14 protein-coding genes and 1 pseudogene are annotated in these 21,042 nt (G+C 64.9%); 11 read left to right on the top strand and 4 right to left on the bottom strand.

Annotated elements, in window-relative coordinates; all coding sequences use genetic code 11:
• From RT460_RS17595 to pbpC, 7 genes and pseudogenes are all read left to right on the top strand, one after another.
• Nucleotides 1-476 (top strand): citrate/2-methylcitrate synthase (locus tag RT460_RS17595; RefSeq protein ID WP_313320813.1); only part of this gene is annotated, 476 nt, incomplete at its 5' end.
• Between the two features lie 329 nt (nt 477-805).
• Complete coding sequence (gene acnD / locus RT460_RS17590; RefSeq protein WP_313320811.1) at nt 806-3,421, top strand: Fe/S-dependent 2-methylisocitrate dehydratase AcnD; 2,616 nt, start codon at nt 806-808, stop codon at nt 3,419-3,421.
• Nucleotides 3,422-3,578: 157 nt separating this feature from the next.
• Nucleotides 3,579-3,959 (top strand): annotated as a pseudogene (locus RT460_RS17585) (endonuclease domain-containing protein).
• 196 nt (nt 3,960-4,155) lie between these two features.
• A complete protein-coding gene (gene prpF / locus RT460_RS17580) occupies nt 4,156-5,349 on the top strand; it encodes a 2-methylaconitate cis-trans isomerase PrpF (RefSeq protein ID WP_313320809.1) in 1,194 nt (397 codons plus the stop codon).
• Between the two features lie 124 nt (nt 5,350-5,473).
• The gene (locus RT460_RS17575) at nt 5,474-6,676 is read left to right on the top strand and encodes a multidrug effflux MFS transporter (RefSeq protein ID WP_313320807.1); all 1,203 of its coding nucleotides are present in this window, start codon (nt 5,474-5,476) and stop codon (nt 6,674-6,676) included.
• 72 nt (nt 6,677-6,748) lie between these two features.
• The gene (locus RT460_RS17570; RefSeq protein WP_313320817.1) at nt 6,749-11,656 is read left to right on the top strand and encodes an alpha-2-macroglobulin; all 4,908 of its coding nucleotides are present in this window, start codon (nt 6,749-6,751) and stop codon (nt 11,654-11,656) included.
• Between the two features lie 231 nt (nt 11,657-11,887).
• On the top strand, nt 11,888-14,251 hold the full coding sequence (gene pbpC, locus RT460_RS17565; RefSeq protein ID WP_313320815.1) for a penicillin-binding protein 1C: 2,364 nt from the start codon (nt 11,888-11,890) through the stop codon (nt 14,249-14,251).
• 743 nt (nt 14,252-14,994) lie between these two features.
• On the opposite strand, the gene RT460_RS17560 is transcribed toward pbpC, so the two are convergent.
• Nucleotides 14,995-15,579: a ferritin-like domain-containing protein gene (locus RT460_RS17560; RefSeq protein ID WP_313320805.1), complete on the bottom strand. Its 585-nt coding sequence runs from the start codon at nt 15,577-15,579 to the stop codon at nt 14,995-14,997.
• Between the two features lie 26 nt (nt 15,580-15,605).
• Nucleotides 15,606-16,088 carry a peroxiredoxin gene (locus RT460_RS17555; RefSeq protein WP_313320803.1) on the bottom strand — a complete coding sequence of 161 codons (483 nt, stop codon included), beginning with the start codon at nt 16,086-16,088 and terminating at the stop codon, nt 15,606-15,608.
• A gap of 146 nt (nt 16,089-16,234) precedes the next feature.
• On the opposite strand from RT460_RS17555, the gene RT460_RS17550 reads away from it, so the two are divergent.
• Together RT460_RS17550 and RT460_RS17545 are read left to right on the top strand one after the other, a co-directional pair.
• On the top strand, nt 16,235-16,672 hold the full coding sequence (locus RT460_RS17550; RefSeq protein WP_313320801.1) for an Hsp20/alpha crystallin family protein: 438 nt from the start codon (nt 16,235-16,237) through the stop codon (nt 16,670-16,672).
• Between the two features lie 127 nt (nt 16,673-16,799).
• Complete coding sequence (locus tag RT460_RS17545; RefSeq protein ID WP_313320799.1) at nt 16,800-17,699, top strand: DnaJ C-terminal domain-containing protein; 900 nt, start codon at nt 16,800-16,802, stop codon at nt 17,697-17,699.
• Between the two features lie 221 nt (nt 17,700-17,920).
• Here RT460_RS17545 and pilH read toward each other — a convergent pair whose 3' ends face one another.
• Both pilH and RT460_RS17535 read right to left on the bottom strand, forming a co-directional pair.
• Entirely contained in the window at nt 17,921-18,304 is a 384-nt protein-coding gene (gene pilH / locus RT460_RS17540) for a twitching motility response regulator PilH (RefSeq protein ID WP_057629445.1), read from the bottom strand.
• 91 nt (nt 18,305-18,395) lie between these two features.
• Nucleotides 18,396-19,391 (bottom strand): YhdH/YhfP family quinone oxidoreductase, encoded by a 996-nt coding sequence (locus tag RT460_RS17535; RefSeq protein WP_313320797.1) that lies wholly within the window; start codon nt 19,389-19,391, stop codon nt 18,396-18,398.
• 269 nt (nt 19,392-19,660) lie between these two features.
• On the opposite strand from RT460_RS17535, the gene hflK reads away from it, so the two are divergent.
• Together hflK and RT460_RS17525 are read left to right on the top strand one after the other, a co-directional pair.
• Nucleotides 19,661-20,767 (top strand): FtsH protease activity modulator HflK, encoded by a 1,107-nt coding sequence (gene hflK / locus RT460_RS17530; RefSeq protein WP_313320795.1) that lies wholly within the window; start codon nt 19,661-19,663, stop codon nt 20,765-20,767.
• On the top strand, nt 20,764-21,042 hold a 279-nt coding region (locus RT460_RS17525; protein ID WP_313320793.1), incomplete at its 3' end, for an SPFH domain-containing protein. The genes hflK and RT460_RS17525, both read left to right, overlap by 4 nt.

Raw genomic sequence — 21,042 nt, 5'->3', positions numbered from 1 at the left:
GCCCCAAGCACGGTGGCGCCAATGAAGTGGCTTTCGAAGTGCAGAAGCGCTACGAGACCCCGGACGAAGCCGAGGCGGACATCAAGGCCCGCGTCGAGCGCAAGGAAGTGGTGATTGGTTTCGGCCACCCGGTCTACACCGTGTCCGATCCGCGCAACAAGGTGATCAAGGACGTCTCGCGTGAGCTGTCGGCCGAGCAGGAGAACATGAAGATGTACGACATCGCCGAGCGTCTGGAAGCGGTGATGTGGGACATCAAGAAGATGTTCCCGAACCTGGATTGGTTCAGCGCGGTCAGCTACCACATGATGGGCGTGCCGACGGCCATGTTCACCCCCCTGTTCGTGATTGCCCGCACCGCAGGCTGGAGCGCGCACATCATCGAGCAGCGCATCGACGGCAAGATCATCCGCCCGAGCGCGAACTACACCGGCCCGGAAGATCAGACCTTCGTGCCGATCGACAAGCGCGCCTGAGGCAACCCAGCGCTCTCCGACACAAGCGAGACAAAGCCCCTCTCCCGTTCACGGGAGAGGGGTTGGGGTGAGGGGAAGCTCCTGGCACGTACAGCAGCTTCCAGCTCTTAATAACGGAACAAAGCTGAAGCAAGAGCAGAAGCAGAAGCAGAAGCTCCCCCCATCCGCCCTCCGGGCACCCCCGCCTTCGCGGGGGCAGGCCCTTCATCCCCCCGCAAGCGGGAGAAGGGAGTTGCCAGAATCCATGCAGTGCTGTGGGTTTGCTGCAATCGCAGGCACCCGCGGGTAAACCAAGCACACCAGCAAGCCCAGACCCTCACAGGCCAGCCATGAATACCGATTACCGCAAACACCTCGCCGGCAGCACGCTCGATTACTTCGATGCACGCGCCGCAGTCGATGCCATCCAGCCCGGCGCCTACGCCACGCTGCCCTATACCTCGCGCGTGCTGGCCGAAAACCTGGTGCGCCGCTGCAACCCCGCCACGCTGAGCGATTCGCTCAAGCAGCTGATCGAACGCAAGCGCGACCTCGACTTCCCCTGGTTCCCGGCGCGCGTGGTCTGCCACGACATCCTCGGCCAGACCGCGCTGGTCGACCTGGCAGGCCTGCGTGATGCCATCGCCGACAAGGGCGGTGACCCGGCCAAGGTCAATCCGGTGGTGCCGGTGCAGCTGATCGTCGATCACTCGCTGGCAGTGGAATGCGGTGGCTACGATCCGGATGCGTTCGCCAAGAACCGCGCCATCGAAGACCGCCGCAACGAGGACCGTTTCCACTTCATCGACTGGACCAAGCTCGCCTTCGAGAACGTGGATGTGATCCCGCCGGGCAACGGCATCATGCACCAGATCAATCTGGAGAAGATGTCGCCGGTGATCTACCAGCAGGGTGGGGTGGCCTTCCCGGATACCTGCGTGGGCACCGACAGCCACACCCCGCACGTAGATGCGCTGGGCGTGATCGCCATCGGCGTGGGTGGCCTGGAAGCCGAAAACGTGATGCTGGGCCGCGCCTCGTGGATGCGCCTGCCCGACATCATCGGCGTCAAACTGACCGGCAAGCCGCAACCGAACATCACCGCCACCGACGTGGTGCTGGCGATCACCGAGTTCCTGCGCAAGGAGCGCGTGGTTGGCGCCTGGCTGGAATTCTTTGGCGAAGGCGCTGCAGCGTTGACCATCGGCGACCGCGCCACCATTTCTAATATGTGCCCGGAGTACGGCGCAACTGCGGCGATGTTCTACATCGACCAGCAGACCATTGATTACCTGCGCCTGACCGGTCGCGAAGAAGCACAGATCGCCCTGGTCGAGAACTACGCCAAGACCACCGGCCTATGGGCCGATGCACTGGAAACGGCGAAGTACGAGCGCGTGCTGGAGTTCGATCTGTCCAGCGTGGTGCGCAACATGGCTGGCCCCAGCAATCCGCACAAGCGCCTGCCGGTGTCGGATCTGGCCGAGCGCGGCATCGCCGACGAAACCAAGCTGGAAAGTGGCAAGGTTGAAGAAGCCGAAGGCCTGATGCCGGATGGTGCGGTGATCATCGCTGCCATCACCAGCTGCACCAATACCTCCAACCCGCGCAACGTGATTGCCGCCGCGCTGCTGGCGCGTAACGCCAATGCGCGCGGGCTGACCCGCAAGCCGTGGGTGAAGTCGTCGCTGGCGCCGGGCTCCAAGGCCGTGCAGTTGTACCTGGAAGAAGCCGGCCTGTTGCCGGATCTGGAAAAGCTGGGCTTCGGCATCGTGGCCTTTGCCTGCACTACCTGCAACGGCATGAGCGGTGCGCTGGATCCCGAGATCCAGCAGGAAATCATCGACCGCGATCTGTACGCAACCGCCGTGTTGTCCGGCAACCGCAACTTCGATGGCCGCATCCATCCGTATGCCAAGCAGGCCTTCCTGGCCTCGCCGCCGCTGGTGATCGCCTATGCCATCGCCGGCACCGTGCGTTTCGACATCGAGAAGGATGTGCTGGGTGTGGATGCCGAGGGCAAGGAAGTGCGCCTGAAGGACATCTGGCCGAGCGATGCCGAGATCGACGCGGTGGTGAAAGCCTCGGTCAAGCCGGAGCAGTTTCGCAAGGTCTACAACCCGATGTTCAACATCCGCGTCGAACACGGTGAAAAGGTCAGCCCGTTGTACAACTGGCGCCCGCAGAGCACCTATATCCGTCGCCCGCCGTATTGGGAGGGCGCACTGGCCGGTGAACGCACGCTGCGTGGCATGCGCGCATTGGCCGTGCTGCCGGACAACATCACCACCGACCATCTGTCGCCGTCCAACGCCATCCTGCGCTCCAGCGCAGCCGGTGAGTACCTGGCCAAGATGGGCCTGCCGGAAGAAGACTTCAATTCCTATGCGACCCATCGCGGCGATCATCTCACCGCGCAGCGTGCCACCTTCGCCAACCCCAAGCTCTTCAACGAAATGGTGCGCAACGAAGACGGCAGCGTGAAGCAGGGCTCGCTGGCGCGCGTGGAGCCGGAAGGCAAGGTGATGCGCATGTGGGAGGCAATTGAAACCTACATGGAGCGCAAGCAGCCGCTGATCATCATTGCCGGCGCCGACTACGGCCAGGGCAGCTCGCGCGACTGGGCCGCCAAGGGCGTGCGCCTGGCCGGCGTGGAGGCGATTGCGGCCGAAGGATTCGAGCGCATCCACCGCACCAACCTGATCGGCATGGGCGTGCTGCCGCTGGAGTTCAAGCCGGGCACCAACCGCAACACGCTGGCCATCGACGGCACTGAAACCTACGACGTGCAGGGTTTGCGTACGCCGGGCACGGACCTGACCCTGGTCATCACCCGTCGCAATGGTGAAGTGCTGAAGGTGCCGATGACCTGCCGTCTGGATTCGGACGAGGAAGTAGCAATCTACGAGGCCGGCGGCGTGCTGCAGCGTTTCGCGCAGGACTTCTTGGAGGGCGCGGTTGCCTGAGGGCTAAAGCTACCCTCTCCCCCGACCCCTCTCCCGTAAAGGGAGAGGAGAGTGGTGATCCAACTGCGCTACGAGATTTGTGAGTCTGCATGAGCTTTAGCCCCTCTCCCCCTGTGGGAGAGGGGTTGGGGAGAGGGGGCAAAGGAGGCCCGCAATCATGCAGCAGCTCTAATTCGCAAAGTCGCTACGCAAAAACATGACCGAAGCCGAGCACCGGCTATGGCGACACCTTCGGGCGCATCGCCTGCTTAGGCAGAAGTTTCGAAGGCAGCAGCCCTTGGGGCCGTATGTGGTGGACTTCGTGCACTTCGGCGTGCGATTGATCGTTGAAGCGGATGGTGGGCAGCACAATCAGAGCGAGCGTGATGCAAAGCGCGATGCATGGTTGGAGAGCCAGGGCTTCAAGGTGCTACGGTTCTGGAACAACGAAATTATGGGAAATGGCGAAGCGGTGCTGGAAGTGATTCTTGCGACTGTGAGCGCCCTCTCCCCCAGCCCCTCTCCCGTAAAGGGAGAGGGGGGCAAGAGCAGTCAATGAGCTCCGCAGCAGTGCTCTAGCTCGCGCAGACCAAAGCCCTCTCCCCTCGGGGGAGGGGGGCAAAAGCAAATGACGCGAGTTCCAGAATTGCCGGCGCTCGCGCAGACCAAAGCCCCTCTCCCCTCGCGGGAGAGGGGTTGGGGAGAGGGGGAAAGGCTCCCACCCCACACAACAACAACCCAAGGGAACCCGCACCATGTCCCACATCCCCCAGATCAAGATCCCGGCCACCTACATGCGCGGCGGCACCTCCAAAGGCGTGTTCTTCCGCCTCGAAGACCTGCCCGCCAGCGCCCAGCAGCCCGGCGCTGCCCGTGACCACCTGCTGCAGCGGGTGATCGGCTCGCCCGATCCCTACGCCAAACACACCGACGGCATGGGCGGCGCAACCTCCAGCACCAGCAAGTGCGTGATCATCTCGCCCAGCAGCAAGCCCGACCATGACGTCGACTATCTGTACGGCCAGATTTCCATCGATACCGACTTCGTCGACTGGTCAGGCAACTGCGGCAACCTCTCCACCGGTGCCGGCGCATTCGCGCTGCATGCAGGTTATGTCGACGCTGCGCGCGTACCGCAAAACGGCATCTGCGAGGTTCGCATCTGGCAGGCCAATATCAACAAGACCATCATCGCGCACGTGCCCGTCACCAACGGCCAGGTGCAGGAAACCGGCGATTTCGAGCTGGATGGCGTGACCTTTCCCGCCGCCGAGATCGTGCTGGAGTTCATCGACCCGGCCGATGAAGGCGAAGGCGAAGGCGGTGGTGCGATGTTCCCCACCGGCAACCTAGTCGACACCCTCGATGTGCCCGGCGTCGGTGCATTGCAGGCAACGATGATCACCGCTGGCATCCCCACCGTATTCGTCAATGCGGCAGACATTGGCTACACCGGTGCCGAGCTGCAGCCGGTCATCAATGACGACAAGGCGGCGCTGGTCAAGCTGGAGGCGATCCGCGTTGCCGGTGCCCTGCGTATGGGCCTGATCAAGGCGCCTGAAGAAGCGCTCAAGCGCCAGCACACACCCAAGGTCGTCTTCGTCGCACCGCCGCAGGATTACGTGTCCAGCGGCAACAAGCAGATCCATGCTGGCGATATCGACTTGAACGCCCGCGCCATGTCGATGGGCAAGTTGCACCACGCGATGATGGGTACGGCATCGGTTGCCATCGCCACCGCCGCGGCGGTACCGGGCACCCTGGTCAATCTTGCCGCCGGCGGTGGCCAGCGCGATGCAGTGCGTTTCGGGCATCCGTCCGGCACGCTGCGCGTCGGCGCTGCGGTGAGCCAGGTTGATGGCCAGTGGGCCGTTACCAAGGCAGTGATGAGTCGCAGCGCCCGCATCTTGATGGAAGGCTGGGTGCGCGTGCCGGGGGATGCGTTCTGACGGGACTTTTGATGGGTCCAAGGGGCGTGCAACACGCTTGCCGCCCTGCACATGACGGGTCCTCGACGTTGATGGGACGGAGCGATCGGTAAAATAAGCGGCCCCCGCAGTTGGCAGCAGGCCGATGTCCTCTCCTCTTTCCACGGCCACGCCGTCCTCGCGTTGGCTGTTGCCGGTACTGGCCTTGTTGTCGGCAGTGGCTCCGTTGGCCACCGATATGTATCTGCCATCGCTGCCGCGCATGGCTCACGACCTGGGTACCAGTGCTTCCGGTATACAGCTCACGCTTACCGCGTTCCTGGCGGGCGTCGCCAGTGGCCAGTTGGTGATCGGCCCATTGTCTGATGGCCTGGGCCGTCGTCGTCCGTTGTTGCTGGGCACGGTCCTATGCTTGCTGGCCAGCATTGCCTGTGCGTTGAGCATCGGTGTGGAGATGCTGGTGGCGGCGCGTTTCCTCCAGGGTTTCAGTGGCGGCGCCGGCGTGGTGCTGGCACGGGCGATCATCGCCGATACCAGTAGCGGAGCCACGGCTGCCAAACGCATGAGCCTGATGATGGTGATCGGCGGCCTTGCCCCGGTGTTGGCACCGGTGATTGGTGGATTGGTTGCCAACCTGGGCGGTTGGCGAACGGTGATGTGGGTGATCGTGGGCCTGGTGGCACTGATGTGGCTGGGCGTCCAGCTTGTGGTGGCTGAGACCCTGCCCGTGGAGGCGCGGCACGGTGGCGGCCTGCGCGGCGTGTTGGGCAATGCCGGCAAGGTACTGGGCAATCGCCGCTATGTGGGCTATGCGTTGACCATGGTGTTCGCCTTTGCGGCCATGTTCTCCTACATCGCTGCCTCGCCGTTCGTGCTGCAGAATGTATTGGGCTTGAGTCAGACCCACTACGCAGTGATCTTCGGCTGTAACGCATTCGGCTTGATGCTGGGAAACATCGTCAACGTGCGCTTGGCCGGCAAGGTCGCGCCACGGCGTCTATTGTCCATAGGGGTATCCGGCCTGCTGTTGATGACGCTGGTGTTGTTTGCTCTGACGCTGTCCGGCATGCCGCGCGGGCCGTCGCTAGTCACGCTATGGCTGGTGATGCCCTGCCTTGGCCTGACCTACGGCAACGCGGTGGCGCTTGCGTTGGCCCAGGTCCGTGAGTATGCCGGCGCCGGTTCGGCGTTCATCGGGACCTTCCAGTTCCTGGGCGGGGCCTTGGTCGCGCCGCTGGTCGGCTTGGCCGGTGACCGCGACCCTCGGCCGATGGTAGTGATGATGCTGTTGCTGGCGTCTTTGGCGGCGCTCTCCCTGTTCCGGACGATTCGAACACCTGCCGGCTGACGCTTAGGCGGGGCCTGCACGGATGGCTGGGTATACTCGGGCCATCTGCTGGAGGACGCCATGGATAACAGGATGTCGGTGGGGACGCGGTGGGCGGCGGTTGCCTTGATGGCGCTGGCGCTGGTTGCAGGATGCAAGCGGAACGAAAGCGGGCAGTTGCCGGGGGCCAGTGGCGAGGCGATCCAGACCAAGCAGGAAGAGGTCAAGGGCTTCGCCATGCTGCGCGCCTACCCGGACCAGAAGAGCGGTGACGGCCTGGCGCTGGCGGTGGAGTTCTCGCGCCCGCTGGTCGGCACCCAGGATTTCGACAAGCTGCTGCGCTTCGAGGAAAAGGTCGGCAACGAGGACAGCAGTTGGTCGTTGTCCGATGACGGCAAGACCCTGCGCTATCCCTATGTGGAGGCGGCCAAGGAATACACCCTGATCATCTCGCCCGACCTGCTGGCTGCCGACGGCAGCCGGCTGGGCAGCGAGGTCAAGCAGAAGGTATTCACCGGTGAACTCGACCCGGCGGTGGGCTTTGCCTCGCAGGGCAGCGTGTTGCCGGCCAAGGACAGCCGCGGCTTGCCGGTGGTGTCGGTCAACGTGCCCGAGGTGGACGTGGAGTTCCTGCGCGTGCGCGAAAAGGACCTGCCCACCTTCTTCAGCCAGTACCAGCGCGGCGGCCGCCGTGGCAGCTGGGAACTGGACAGCGATTACAGCGACAACACCCCGCTCAACCAGCTGGCCGAGCCGGTCTATGTCAACCGCTTCGTGCTGGGCGGCAAGCAGAACGAGCGGGTACTGACCTATCTGCCTATCCAGGATGTGAAGGAGCTGCAGCAACCCGGCCTGTACTTCGCGGTGATGAAGCGCACCGGCAGTTTCGAAAATGAATTCGATACCTCGTTCTTTACCGTCAGCGACATCGGCCTGCACACCCGGGCCTACAAGGACAAGCTGTTCGTGCACACCGCCTCGCTGGCCGACGGCGCCCCGGCCAGGAAGGTCGACCTGAAGGTCATCGACGGCAAGGGGGAGGTCATTCTCAAGGGCCAGACCGACGGCAACGGCAATGCCTTGTTGAATTACACGCTGGATGCGGCCCATGTGCTGGTCGCCAGCAGTGGCAGCGACACCACCATGCTGCCGTTCAACCAGCCGGCGCTGGACCTGAGCGAGTTCGCCGTGGCCGGCCGCCAGAACGCCAACTTCGACGTGTTTGCCTGGTCCGGGCGTGATCTGTACCGCCCGGGTGAAACCGTGCGTATTTCGGCGCTGCTGCGCGACAACGACGGCCGGCGACTGCAAGGCCCCGCCACCGGCGGGCAGCCGGTGTTCCTGCGGCTCAAGCAGCCCGACGGCAAGACCTTCCGCGAGACCCGCCTGCAGGCGGGCGAGCAGGGCTATTTCGCGTTCGAGCAGACCATTCCGGTGGAAGCGCCCACCGGTCGCTGGACGGTGGAATTCCGCACCGATCCGGGCAGCAAGGAGGCGGTGCAGGGCATGACCCTGCGCATCGAGGAGTTCCTGCCCGAGCGCATGAAGCTGGACCTGGACAGCGCGCAGAAGACGCTCAAGCCGGGCGAGGCATTGCAACTGCAGGCCGATGCGGCCTATCTGTACGGCGCACCGGCTGATGGTAACCGCTTCACCGCCCGGCTTGCGGTGGCGGTGGAGCAACACCCGGTGGAGTCGATGCCGGGCTGGTTCTTCGGCGACCCGACCGTAGAGCTGCCGCGCGAAGCCAATGATGTGATCGATACCAAGCTGCCCAAGGACGGCAAGCTGCGCGAAGACGTGGCGTTGCCGGCCGAAGCGGGCAAGGCCACCACCGTGGCGGCCTTGTTGTCCGGCAGTGTTTACGAAACCGGCGGCCGTACGGTTACCCGCACCCTGAAGCGGGTGATGTGGCCGGCAACGGCGTTGGTCGCGGTACGTCCGTTGTTCGACGACACCGACGGTGCCGACGCCAATGCCAACGCGGGCTTCGAGGTCATGCGTGTCGATGCCGAAGGCAAACCGCAGCCGGCGAAGGGCCTCAAGGCCACCTTGGTACGCGAACTGCGCGATTACCACTGGACGTATACGGACAACCGCTGGGACTACGACTTCACCCGCCGCTTCGAGAACAAGGAAACCCGCACCATCGATGCCGGCACAACGGCGACCAAGATCGATTTCCCGGTGGAGTGGGGCGAATACCGCTTGGACGTGTTCGACCCGGCGACCGGGCTGACCCTGCGCTACCCGTTCCGCGCCGGCTGGAGCTGGGACGACGACAACCGTGGCCTGGATGCACGTCCTGACAAGGTAAAGCTGTCGCTGGACAAGGCGGCCTACCGCGCCGGCGACACCGTCAAGGTCACCCTGACCCCGCCGCATGCCGGCCGCGGCCTGCTGATGGTGGAAAGCGACCACATGCTGTACGTGCAGGACATTGACGCCAAGCCGGGCAGCACGTTTGAAATACCGGTCACCAAGGACTGGGAGCGGCACGATGTCTACATCACCGCGCTGGTGTTCCGTGGTGGCAGTGCGCCCAGCAAGATTACCCCGGCGCGCGCGGTTGGCGTGGCGCATGTGCCGATGGATCGCCGTGACCGTCGTGTTGCGGTGGGCCTGATTGCACCCAAGCAGATGCGGCCGGAGCAGCCGATGACGGTCACCGTCAGTGCGCCTGAGCTGGCTGGCAAGCCCGCGCACGTCACCGTATCGGCGGTGGATGTGGGCATCCTCAACATCACCCGCTTCCCGGTGCCGGATGCACCGGCGCACTTCTTCGCCCAGCGTCGCCTGGGGGTGGATGCGTACGACATCTACGGTCGGGTGATCGAGAGCTTTGAAGGCAACGCCGGCAAGCTCAAGTTCGGCGGCGACATGGCGTTGGCCGCGTTGCCACAGGCCAAGCGGCCGACCGCGCGCGTACAGACGGTGGATCTGTTCTCCGGTCCGGTGGCGCTGGATGCCAAGGGCAATGCCCGCGTCCGCCTGCAGGTGCCCGATTTCAACGGCACCCTGCGCGTTTCGGCCATGGTCTACGCCGATGACCGTTACGGCAACCGCGATGTGGAAACCCTGGTGCGTGCACCGATCCTGGCCGAGGCCAGCATGCCGCGGGTGATGGCGCCGGGTGACCGCAGCACGGTGACGCTGGACGTTCAGAACTTCACCGGCAAGCCGGGTGAGTTTGCCGTGCGGGTTGATGGCGAAGGCCCACTGGGCATTGCCGAGTCCACCCGCAAGCTGCAGTTGGCAGCCGACGCCAAGAGCACGCTGAACTTCCCGCTGAGCGCGCTGGAAGGCTATAGCGTGGCCAAGGTGCGGGTACGGGTGGAGGGCAACGGCTTCAAGGTGGACCGCCGTTACGACCTGCCGGTGCGTGCGGCCTGGCCGCAGGTGCTGCGTTCGCAGACCCGCACGCTGGACCCGCTGGCGCCGATCACCCTGGACAGCAACTTCGCCAGCGGCCTGATGGGGGGCTCGGTGAATGCCCGCATGCTGGTCAGCGCCTTGCCGCCGATCCCGTTTGCCTCGGCCCTGCAGGGAGCGCTGAACTACCCTTATGGCTGCGCCGAGCAGACCACCAGCAAGGGTTATGCGGCCTTGATGCTGGATGAGGCCACCTCGGCCATGCTCGGTGCCGATGGCCTGGACGCCAAGACCCGCCGTGAGCGCATGGAAGGTGCCTTCGGGCGGCTGGCCTCGATGCAGGTCGCCAATGGCAACTTCTCGATGTGGGGCGACGACGATTACATCAATCCGGCGCTGACCCCGTACATCGCCGAGTTCCTTCTTGATGCCAAGGACGCAGGCTTCGCGGTGCCGGACGGCATGCTGCAGAAGGCCTTGAACCGGATCAGCGAAGACCTGCTCAGCGGCGGCAACCAGTTCTACGGCAGTGATCGCCGTGATGGGCTGAAATTCGCCAACCAGGCCTATTCCGGCTATGTGTTGGCGCGGGTCAACCGTGCGCCGCTGGGTACCTTGCGTACCTTGTGGGACAACGAGCGCAGCAAGGCGGTGACCGGTTTGTCGCTGGTACACCTGGGTGCAGCGTTGTCCATCCAGGGCGATAGCAAGCGCGGCCAGGCCGCCATCGCTGCGGGCTTTGCCAAATCCAGTGCGGATCGTCCGGAATACTTCGGCGACTACGGTACCCGCCTGCGCGACGAGGCCTTGATGATCGCGTTGTTGCACGAGCGAGGCCTGTCCAAGCCGGAATACGACGCACGCGTTATCGATCTGGGGCGTACCCTGGACGTGCGTCGTGGCAGTGGCCTGATGTGGTTGAGCACCCAGGAGCAGGTGGCGCTGGCGCGCTTGGGCAAGGCCTTGATGGCCAACCAGAAAAAGCTGGTTTCCGGCGAGCTGGCGGTCGGCGACAAGGTCGAGAACATCGACGCTCGCAAGGCCTTCGGCCGGGTTTTCGACATGGCCCAGCTGGCGCAGGGCGTGCGCTTCTCGCCGCAGGGCGAGGCGCCGATGTTCGCCAGTCTTGATGTGGCCGGTATCCCGCGGCAGGCACCGGCGCCGGACAACAGCGTGATCGGCATCGAACGGTCCTGGTTCGGCACCGATGGCAAGCCATGGACGCCGCGACCGCTGAAGGAGGGCGAGGCCCTGATTGTGCGGCTCAGCGTCACCGCCAACTCGAACATGCCCGATGCCTTGCTGACCGACCTGCTGCCGGCCGGCCTGGAGATCGAGAACTTCAACCTCGGTGATGCCAAACAGTGGGCCGACGTGGTGGTCGGCGAGGTGCAGATCAGCGACCGCTCCAGCGCCGCCGACGTCAAGCACGAGGAGTTCCGTGACGATCGCTATGTGGCCGCGTTGAAGCTGTCGCGTGGCAGCACGGCACACGTGTTCTATCTGGTACGTGCGGTGACTCCGGGCACCTACACCGTGCCACCACCGTTGGCCGAGGACATGTACCGTCCTGACATGCGTGGCGTAGGCCGTTCCAACCCGAGCACGATCACGGTGGTGCAGCCTTGAGGCAAGGAACGAATGAAGAGGAACCAGTAGCGAGCAAGACCGAACAGCGGTTTGCCCGGCGTTTCTGGTTCCTTGGCTCTCGTTCCTGAGCGTGCGCTCCACTCCCTCCCTTTGCCGAAGGCAAGGGGGAGGGCTGGGGAGGGCTAAGCTCTTCCACGGCCAAGCCATTCCGCCCCAGCGCCATAGGCAACGTTTGAAGAACCATCCACAGTGAACGCGCGCGCTCCTCGGCTGAAACACCTTGCCCCCCGCTTGCGCGCCGCGTTTACGCTCCGCAACCTGCGCTGGGTAGCTGCAGCCTTGCTGACACTACTGCTGGTGCTGGACCTGGCATTTCCGCTGCCACTGCCAAAGTCGCGCGACACCAGCACGTTGGTGGTCGCGCGCGACGGCACACCGCTGCGCGCCTTCGCCGATGCGGAGGGCGTGTGGCGTTACCCGGCGGATGCAAAGAGCGTCTCGCCGCTTTATCTGCAGGCGCTGCTGACCTACGAGGACCGCTGGTTCTGGCGCCATCCGGGTATCAACCCGTGGGCCTTGCTGCGTGCAGGCAAGCAGATGGTGATGGAGCGCCGCATCGTCTCGGGCGGTTCCACCTTGACCATGCAGGTGGCCCGCATCCTTGATCCGCATACACGTACGCCTTGGGGAAAGCTCAAGCAGCTGCTGCGTGCACTACAGCTGGAGGTGCACCTGAGCAAGGCGCAGATCCTCGATCTGTACCTGGAGCGCGCGCCTTATGGCGGCACCATCGAAGGGGTGGAAGCCGCAAGCTGGGCCTACCTTGGCAAGTCGGCTGCGCATTTGTCGCAAGCGGAGGCTGCGTTGCTCGCGGTGCTGCCGCAGTCGCCCAGCCGGCTACGCCCGGATCGCCACCCGGAGGCAGCTCAGCGCGCGCGTGACAAGGTGCTGGCGCGCATGGCCGAACTGGGTGTCTGGTCAGCTGACGATGTCGCCGATGCGCGGGTCGAACCGGTGGTTGCGCGCTCATTGCAGCAACCACTGCATGCCGCGTTGTTGGCGCAGCGCCTTCGTAGTGCGCTACCGCGCGCCGCGCATGTCCAGACGACGATCGACAATGGCTTGCAACGCACGTTGGAGGAACGCGTTGCCGCTTATTTCTCGCAGTTGCCCGAACGTACCTCCGCCGCCTTGCTGGTGATGGACAACAGCACGTTGGAGGCACGCGCTTATGTCGGGTCCGTGGCGTTCGGCGACAAGGCACGGCTGGGCCATGTGGACATGGTGCAGGCCTGGCGCTCGCCGGGCTCAACGCTCAAGCCGTTCCTTTATGGCATGGCGCTGGACGATGGCTTGATTCACTCGGAAAGCCTGATCGTCGATGCGCCACAGAGCTTTGGCGGCTACCGGCCCGGCAACTTCGATGCGGCCTTCAATGGGCCGGTGGGTGCAGCAACCGCGCTGCGGCTGTCGCTGAACGTGCCATCGGTGGATCTGCTGGAGCGGGTAGGGCCGGCGCGCTTCGCCGCGCGCCTTGGCAACGCCGGCATCAACCTGCGTTTCCCGCGCGGTACCCAGCCCAGCCTGGCGCTGATCCTGGGCGGCACCGGTGCGCGACTGGAGGATCTGGTGGGCGCATTTGCCGCGTTCAACCGCGACGGCATCGCCGGCCGTGTGCGTTACACCCCGCAGGACCCGCGGGTCGAACGCCGGGTGGTGTCGCCCGGTGCGGCGTGGATCGTGCGCGAAATCCTCGAGTCCAATCCACGCCCCGGCTATGGCGTGGGCACTTTTGACACTGGCTCGCGGCCACGCGTGGCGTGGAAGACCGGCACCAGTTATGGCTATCGCGATGCCTGGGCGATTGGCGGCACGCGCGCCTATACCGTGGGCGTCTGGGTGGGGCGCCCGGATGGCACGCCATTGCCAGGGCAGTACGGCGCGGTGACGGCCTTGCCCTTGATGTTCGAGGTGATCGACAGCTTGCCGCGCCAAGCCGGCGACAACGCCGTGCGGGCGCGCCCGGACAGCGTCAGCGAGGTGGATATCTGTTGGCCGCTGGGCATCGCCGCCGAGCAGACGCCGGCGTCAATGTGCCAGCGCCGCTTCCCGGCCTGGGTGTTGGACGGGGTGGTGCCGCCGAGTTTTCCCGAGCGCGATGCGCGGCTTTGGCAATCCGGGCGCATGCGCTTCCAGATGGATACCAGGACCGGCCAGCGCGTATCGGTTGGTTGCGAAGGGCACCCGCAGGTCGAAGACCGGGAGATCGCACGTTGGCCGGCCTTGGCCTCGCCTTGGGTGACGGTTGCGCAGCGGCAGGCACAAGCGCTGCCCCCCTTGGCTGCGGACTGCGCTGACGACGGCCGGCAGTCGGACGCGGTGCTGCACATCGAAGGCCTGAATGACCTGGCGACGCTGGCGCGCCCGCCCGGTGCAGAACACGGTCCGCGTCTGCAGCTGCGCGCTTTGGGTAGCGAAGCAACGATTGAGTGGCTGCTGGACGGGCGCTGGATCGCCCGCACGCAGGGGGCGCGCACCTTTACCCGCGACTTCAACGACGCCGGCGAGCACACCCTGACTGCCCTTGCCTCGGACGGCGCGTGGACACGGGTGCGCTTTCGCGTGGTGAACTGAGGCAGCGCAATGCCAGTCGCCTGCTTCCTTTTCGGTGTCGACGGAGGAGGAGGCTGAGACGGTGGGTAGCCCGGGTAAGCGCAGCGCACCCGGGGCTTTGCACAAACAACCCGGGTGCGCTGCGCTTACCCGGGCTACGGTCGTTCAGGGGTTGAGCAGGGCAAGGCAATGCATGCGTTGCTGCGCTGAGCCGGGCATTGCCGAGCCATGCTCGGCAAAGGTTTTCCACGCCGTGCCGGTAAGGCCCTGCCGAGCATGGCTCGGCACTACAAGGGGGCGTGGCGGTAGCCCGGGTAAGCGTCAGCGCACCCGGGGCTTTCCGCGAACAACCCGGGTGCGCTGCGCTTACCCGGGCTACGGTTGTGCAGGGTTTGAGCAGTGCAGGCCAACGCATGCGTTTGCCGCGGTGAGCCGAGCCTTGCCGGGTAGTGCCGAGCCGTGCTCGGCAAAGGTTTTCCACGCCATGCCAGTAAGGCCCTGCCGAGCATGGCTCGGCACTACAAGGGGGCGTGGTGGTAGCCCGGGTAAGCGTTAGCGCACCCGGGGCTTTCTGCGAACAACCCGGGTGTGCTGCGCTTACCCGGGCTACGGTTGTGCAGGGTTTGAGCAGTGCAGGCAACGCGCGCGTTTGCTGCAGTGAGCCGGGCTTTGCCGGGTAGTGCCGAGCCGTGCTCGGCAATGGTTTTCCACGCCATGCCGGTAAGGCCCTGCCGAGCATGGCTCGGCACTACAGGGCGACCGGACTATTCGCCAATCCAACCTTCCAGCAGGTCGGCGAATTCATCGGCATGCTCTTCTTCCTGCGCCAGGATCTGCTCCAGGATGCGCTTGGTGGTGGTGTCCTTGTCGCCGATGAAGTTGATCATCTCGCGGTAACTGTCGATGGCAATGCGCTCGGCGATCAGGTTTTCGCGCACCATGTCGCGCAGGTTGCTGCCCTCCTTGTACTCGGCATGGGCGCGGGCGGTGAGGGTATCCGGATTGAGATCCGGCTCGCCGCCCAGTTGCACGATGCGCTCGGCCAACAATGCTGCATGCGCCTGTTCCTGCTGCGCATGCTCAAGGAACTCGGCTTTCACCGAATCGGCCAGCATGCCCTTGGCCATGTAGTAGTGGCGGTAGTAGCGCAGCACGCACACCCATTCGGTGGCCAGCGCATCATTGAGCAGCTTGATGACCGCGGGCCGGTTGGCGTTGTAGGTAGGTGTGACCGCACCATCCTCGATGCTCTTACGCGCATTGACGCGCAAGGTCTTGCGGTCGGTGATTCCTGACAAGGACGTTGTCTTGGTGGACTTGCTGGGCTTGGCGGCGGGCTGCTTGCTCATGGCTGGCCTTTCCTTTCAGTGAACCCCTAGTCGGGGAGATGGGCGAGTACGTACTCAGCCCCGGATACCTCGAATTGCCCCGGTTGCTCGATGAAGGCAGCGCGCACTACGCCATCTTCGACATACAGTGCGAAGCGACGCGAGCGCATGCCCATGCCGGAGCTGCTGGCGTCCATCTCCAGGCCCAGCGCGCGGGTGAAGTCGGCGTTGCCGTCGGACAGCATCTGCAGCCCGTCCGGCACCGACTGGCTCTTGGCCCAGGCCTGCATCACGAACGGGTCGTTGACTGCCATGCAGAACACTTCGATACCGCGCTTGCGGAAATCCTCGAAGTGTTCGACGTAGCCTGGAAGATGACGCGCCGAGCAGGTCGGGGTGAAGGCGCCGGGCACGGCAAACAGCACAGCCTTGCGACCATCAAACAGCGCGCGCGTATCGATCGTTTCCAGGCCTTCGCGCAGGCGCTTGAGGGTGACTTCGGGGATGGGCTCGCCGACGGTGATGGACATGGGGGCTCCTAATCTGAATTTGAGTTTAGTGATGGGGTGCAAGCACCGCGTCAACAGCTTGAAAAGGCGGTCTTCACACAATACGTCCTGGGCATGGGCAGCGGTGCTATTCCGGCGCGCTGCTCCCCACCTTTCAGGAGGACATCATGAGCATCGTACGTTACCGCCAGTGGCCGACCCAGTCGGAGATCCGCCAGTTGCTGGCGCCGTTGCTTGATAGCCCAACGGCCGCTACCCCGTCGGCCTGGGTTCCGGCAGTTGATATCCGTGAGGATGCCAGCCAGTTCGTATTGCTGGCCGACCTTCCCGGGGTCGATCCGGGCAGCATCGAGTTGCAGATGGACAAGGGCGTGTTGACCCTCAGTGGCCAGCGTGCCGTGGCTGCACTGGCTGAAGGTGAGCGGTTGACCCGCAGCGAGCGGGGCCAGGGTGCTTTCAGCCGTCGCTTCGCACTGCCGGACAGTGCCGATGCTGAAGGGATCGTCGCCAACAGCCACAACGGCGTGCTGGAAGTACGCATCCCCAAGCGTAGCGAGGCGGCCCCGCGCCGCATCCAGGTGGGGCAGGGCCAGCCCAGCGCCTGAGGGGCGTGAGCGAACTTCCACCTGCGCGGTCGCCGTGGCCCGGTAGAATGGGGTCACGGCGCCTGCCGATTGCACGATGGCCCGTTGCCGCAAGGTGTCGGGCCAGTTTTTTTTCAGAGGTGTAAGGATGGAATTCAAGGACTACTACGCCACGCTTGGGGTTGAGCCCAGCGCCGGTGACGCTGAAATCAAGACGGCTTACCGTCGGCTGGCGCGCAAATACCATCCGGACGTAAGCAAGGAAGCCGGCGCCGAGGAAAAGTTCAAGGCGGTCAACGAAGCCTACGAGGCGCTGCGCGATCCGCAGAAGCGCCAGGCCTACGACCAGCTGCGCGCGCAGGGCTATCGCCCTGGCGAGGAGTTCAACGCGCCGCCGAACTTCGGCGGCGGACAGGGCTTTGATTTCGAGGAGGTGTTCGGCGGCGGTGGCGCCGGTGGCGGCTTCAGCGATTTCTTCGAGAGCCTGTTTGCCCGTCAGCGCGGCGCTGCTGGTGCCGGCGCGCGTCGTCCGGGCCCGGGTTTCGGCGGGGCCGGTCCGCAACCGATGCGCGACACCCGCGCCAAGCTGTCGGTGCCGTTGGAGGCTGCGTATAACGGTGACAGCCTGCGCATCACCGTGGACGGGCGCCAGCTTGACGTGCGTGTGCCCAAGGGCATCCGTCCGGGCCAGGTGATCCGCTTGAGCGGGCAGGGCAGCGGCGGTGGCAATCTGATGCTGGAGGTGGAATACGCCTCGCATCCGCAGTTCGAGGTGGACGGGCGCAACATCCTGTACACCTTGCAGGTCACGCCGTGGCAGGCCGCATTGGGCACCAGCATCAGCGTGCCGACGCTGGGGGGCGCAGTGGAATTGAAGGTGCCGGCCGATTCGGACAGTGGCCGCAAATTGCGCCTGCGTGGCCGCGGTCTGCCGGGCAAGCCTGACGGCGACCAGATCGTGGAGCTGGAAGTGGTGGCGCCGGTGGCGGGCAATGATGCCCAGCGCAAGGCGTACAAGGATCTGGCCAAGGCGTTTGGGGAAGACTGAAGGCTCGCGCCTTCCTCTCACCCCAATCCCTGTCCCGCAGCAAGGGGAGAGGGGCTCAGTGCGCCCTGAGTTTCAGCATTGAGCGCAATTGCAGCTCTAGCCCCTCTCCCCTTGCGGGAGAGGGGTTGGGGAGAGGGGGAAGGCTCCGGGCCACCCACCGTCGCAAACAAAAAGGCGGGCCAAGCCCGCCTTTCCTGAAGGCTTTCCCCAACAAAGCGATCTCAGCCTACCGGCGGTGCCTCGGCACTGAACACCTGCGCGATCACCGCCGACAGATCGTCTTCGGTAAACGGCTTGGTGATGTAGGCCTTGGCGCCCTGGCGCATGCCCCACAGGCGATCGGTATCCTGATCCTTGGTGGTGACCAGCACCACCGGGATGTGCTGCGTGGTGGCCTCGCGCTTGAGCGTGCGCGTGGCCTGGAAGCCATTGAGGTTCGGCATCACCACGTCCATCAGCACCAGATCCGGCAGCACCTGCTTGGCAACCTCTACCCCAGAGGCGCCATCGGTGGCGGTGAAAATTTCATGCCCCAGCTTTTCGACAATGCGTTGGATGCCCATCAACTGCGATGGTGAGTCATCGACGATCAGGATACGCGCCATGTTTTTCCCCAGGTAGTGCCGGCAGTGTAGTGCTGGCACGCTCCCGGCGTGAAGTCGCGCGCTCCGCGCCGGGAATATCGTGTGACCGCCGTCAATCAATTCTTACGACGGTGCGGCCGAAGGATTTGCCGTCCAGCATGGTGGCAAACACCCCCGGCAACTCCTCAAGGCCCACTTCGCGGGTACAGATGCGGTCCAGGTGGGCCGGCTTCCAGTCACTGCCCAGGCGTTGCCAGACCTGCTCGCGGATATCGCGGGCGGTACCCGCCGAGGCCACGCCCAACAGCGATACCCCGCGGATGATGAAGGGCATCACCGTCATGTCCAGCTCGCCGGACGCCGCCAGCCCGGCTGAGGCAACGTTGCCATAAGGCGTAGTCTGCGCCAGCAGGCTGGTCAGCATGCTGCCGCCGACATTGTCCAGGCCGCCGCCGAAGCGGGCCGATTCCATCGGCCGGGTCGTGGCCAGGGCGTCGCGACCCAGCACCTGGCTGGCACCGATGGCGGTCAGATAGTCGGCGGCCTCGGCCTTGCCACTGATGGCGTGGACCTCGAAGCCGGCGCGGCTGAAGATGTCCACCGCCAATGAGCCAACCCCGCCGGTGGCCCCGGTCACGGCCAACGGCCCCTGGGCCGGCGACTGCCGGTTTTCGGTCATACGGAACAATGCCAGCGCCGCGGTGAAGCCGGCGGTGCCCAGCACCATGGCCTCGCGCAGACTGAGCTGGGCCGGCAGCGGGATCACCCATTTTGATTCCAGCCGCACGTACTGGCTGTAGCCACCATCGCGGGTCTCGCTCAGGCCGCAGCCGGTGGTCAGCACCTGGTCGCCCTCACGGAAGGCCGGGTCGCTGGAGCTGACTACTTCGCCTGCCACGTCGATGCCGCCCACCAACGGGAAGCGGCGCAGGATCTTGCCCTTGCCGGTGCCAGCCAACGCGTCCTTGTAGTTCACCGAGGACCAGCGGGCACGGATGACCACCTCGCCCGGGCTGAGCTGGTCCAGCGTCAGCGGCTCAAGCCCGCTGCGGTAGCCGGCGTCGTCGTTATGGATGCGGAAGGCGGTGAAGGGGGAATTGGCGGACATCGTGGGGCCTGCATTGGAACGGGGATGCCCACCATAGCGGTTGTGAAACGGCCGGTCTGCCCTTATTGAAGAGCAGTGCGGGGGCGTAGCCAGGCGTACCGCCCGGATGCCGGCGCGGATCGGCCCAACTGGCTTCGATCTGTCGGCATACCGTCCCGTTAAGGCTGGCGCCGACCGTGTTCATGGTCTGCCTTGCTAGAATCGGGATTCGATTGATGGCCGGACCATGGCGGGAGTTCCCGTCGCCGGCCCTTACAGATGGAGCATGCATGGCCTGGAATACACCCGGCGGCAATGGCGGTGGTGGTGCGGATGACAATCGCGCCCCGCGCAAGCCGCGTGGCGGCAATGGCGGAGGTTGGGGCGGTGGTCTGCCCGGACCGCTGCGCGACCTGTTTGATGGCGGCATCTGGCGTTGGGTGCTGGTCGCCCTGGGCCTGCTGCTGCTGTTCTCCAGCTTCCAGCTGATCGGCGAACAGCAGCGCGGCGTGGTGCTGCGCTTCGGCCAGTTCTCGCGCATCCTGCAGCCGGGCCCGAACTTCAAGTTGCCGTGGCCGATCGAGTCGGTGGCCAAGGTCAACGCGACCCAGATCAAGACCTTCAGCAGCAACGTGCCGGTGCTGACCCGCGACGAGAACATCGTCAACGTGTCGGTCAACGTGCAGTACCGCGTCGATGATCCGCGCCAGTACCTGTTTGGCACGGTCGACGCTGATCAGATGTTGGAGCAGTCCGCGCAGAGCGCGGTGCGTGAGCAGGTGGGCCGTGCCGACCTGAACTCGGTACTGAACAACCGCGGCCCGCTGGCCACGGTGGCCGAGCAGCGCCTGCAGGCCTCGCTCAAGGCCTACAACACCGGCCTGACCGTGACCGGCCTGACCCTGCCTGACGCCCGTCCGCCGGAAGAAGTGAAGCCGGCCTTCGACGAGGTCAACGGCGCCCAGCAGGTCAAGGAACGCCTGATCAACGAAGCCCAGGCCTACGCCGCCAAGGTGGTGCCGGAAGCGCGCGGCCAGGCTTCGCGTGCACGTACCACGGCCGAAGGTTACAAGCAGGCCATCGTGGCCCGCGCCGAGGGTGATGCGCGCCGCTTCACCCTGCTGCAGAACGAGTACAAGAACGCCCCTGAAGTCACCCGCAAGCGCCTGTGGCTGGAAACCGTGCAGCAGGTATTGGCCGAGAACCGCAAGGTCATCGGCGGCGACGGCCGTCAGCTGATCTACGTGCCGATGCCGGCCGACGCCGGCAAGACCGGCAATGCGCCGCAGCTGACCCCGGACATGGTGGCCCCCGCGCTGCCGGCTGCCAGCGACAGCATTCGCAACGCGGACCGTTCGGTCTCGCGCTCGGCAACGCGTGAGGAGGCTGGCCGATGAAAAATTCAGTCGTTATCGGCGTAATCGTCGCGATGCTGCTGGGCCTGCTGGGCTCGGTTTACGTGGTGCGTGAAGACCAGACCGCCATGGTGCTCAACCTGGGCAAGGTGGTGCGTGCCGACATCAAGCCGGGCCTGCACTTCAAGGTGCCGTTGGTGGAAACCGTGCGTGTGTTCGATCGTCGCTTCCAGGTGCTGGATACCGCACCGGCGCGTTACTTCACCGCCGAGCAGAAGGACGTGAGCGTCGACTTCTTCGCCATCGGTTACATCTCC

Source organism: Stenotrophomonas sp. (assembly GCF_032061965.1).
GTDB lineage: Bacteria > Pseudomonadota > Gammaproteobacteria > Xanthomonadales > Xanthomonadaceae > Stenotrophomonas.
The sequence above is the reverse complement of the archived record's forward strand: the minus strand, read 5'-3'. Positions and strand labels throughout refer to the sequence as shown.

Bases quoted from the DNA above. Each gene is read 5' to 3' on its own strand.
- RT460_RS17560 (WP_313320805.1), bottom strand. From the start codon at position 15,579: ATGAGCAAGCAGCCCGCCGCCAAGCCCAGCAAGTCCACCAAGACAACG.
- RT460_RS17555 (WP_313320803.1), bottom strand. From the start codon at position 16,088: ATGTCCATCACCGTCGGCGAGCCCATCCCCGAAGTCACCCTCAAGCGC.
- prpF (WP_313320809.1), top strand. From the start codon at position 4,156: ATGTCCCACATCCCCCAGATCAAGATCCCGGCCACCTACATGCGCGGC.
- RT460_RS17545 (WP_313320799.1), top strand. From the start codon at position 16,800: ATGGAATTCAAGGACTACTACGCCACGCTTGGGGTTGAGCCCAGCGCC.
- RT460_RS17570 (WP_313320817.1), top strand. From the start codon at position 6,749: ATGTCGGTGGGGACGCGGTGGGCGGCGGTTGCCTTGATGGCGCTGGCG.
- RT460_RS17535 (WP_313320797.1), bottom strand. From the start codon at position 19,391: ATGTCCGCCAATTCCCCCTTCACCGCCTTCCGCATCCATAACGACGAC.
- acnD (WP_313320811.1), top strand. From the start codon at position 806: ATGAATACCGATTACCGCAAACACCTCGCCGGCAGCACGCTCGATTAC.
- RT460_RS17575 (WP_313320807.1), top strand. From the start codon at position 5,474: ATGTCCTCTCCTCTTTCCACGGCCACGCCGTCCTCGCGTTGGCTGTTG.
- hflK (WP_313320795.1), top strand. From the start codon at position 19,661: ATGGCCTGGAATACACCCGGCGGCAATGGCGGTGGTGGTGCGGATGAC.
- RT460_RS17550 (WP_313320801.1), top strand. From the start codon at position 16,235: ATGAGCATCGTACGTTACCGCCAGTGGCCGACCCAGTCGGAGATCCGC.
- pilH (WP_057629445.1), bottom strand. From the start codon at position 18,304: ATGGCGCGTATCCTGATCGTCGATGACTCACCATCGCAGTTGATGGGC.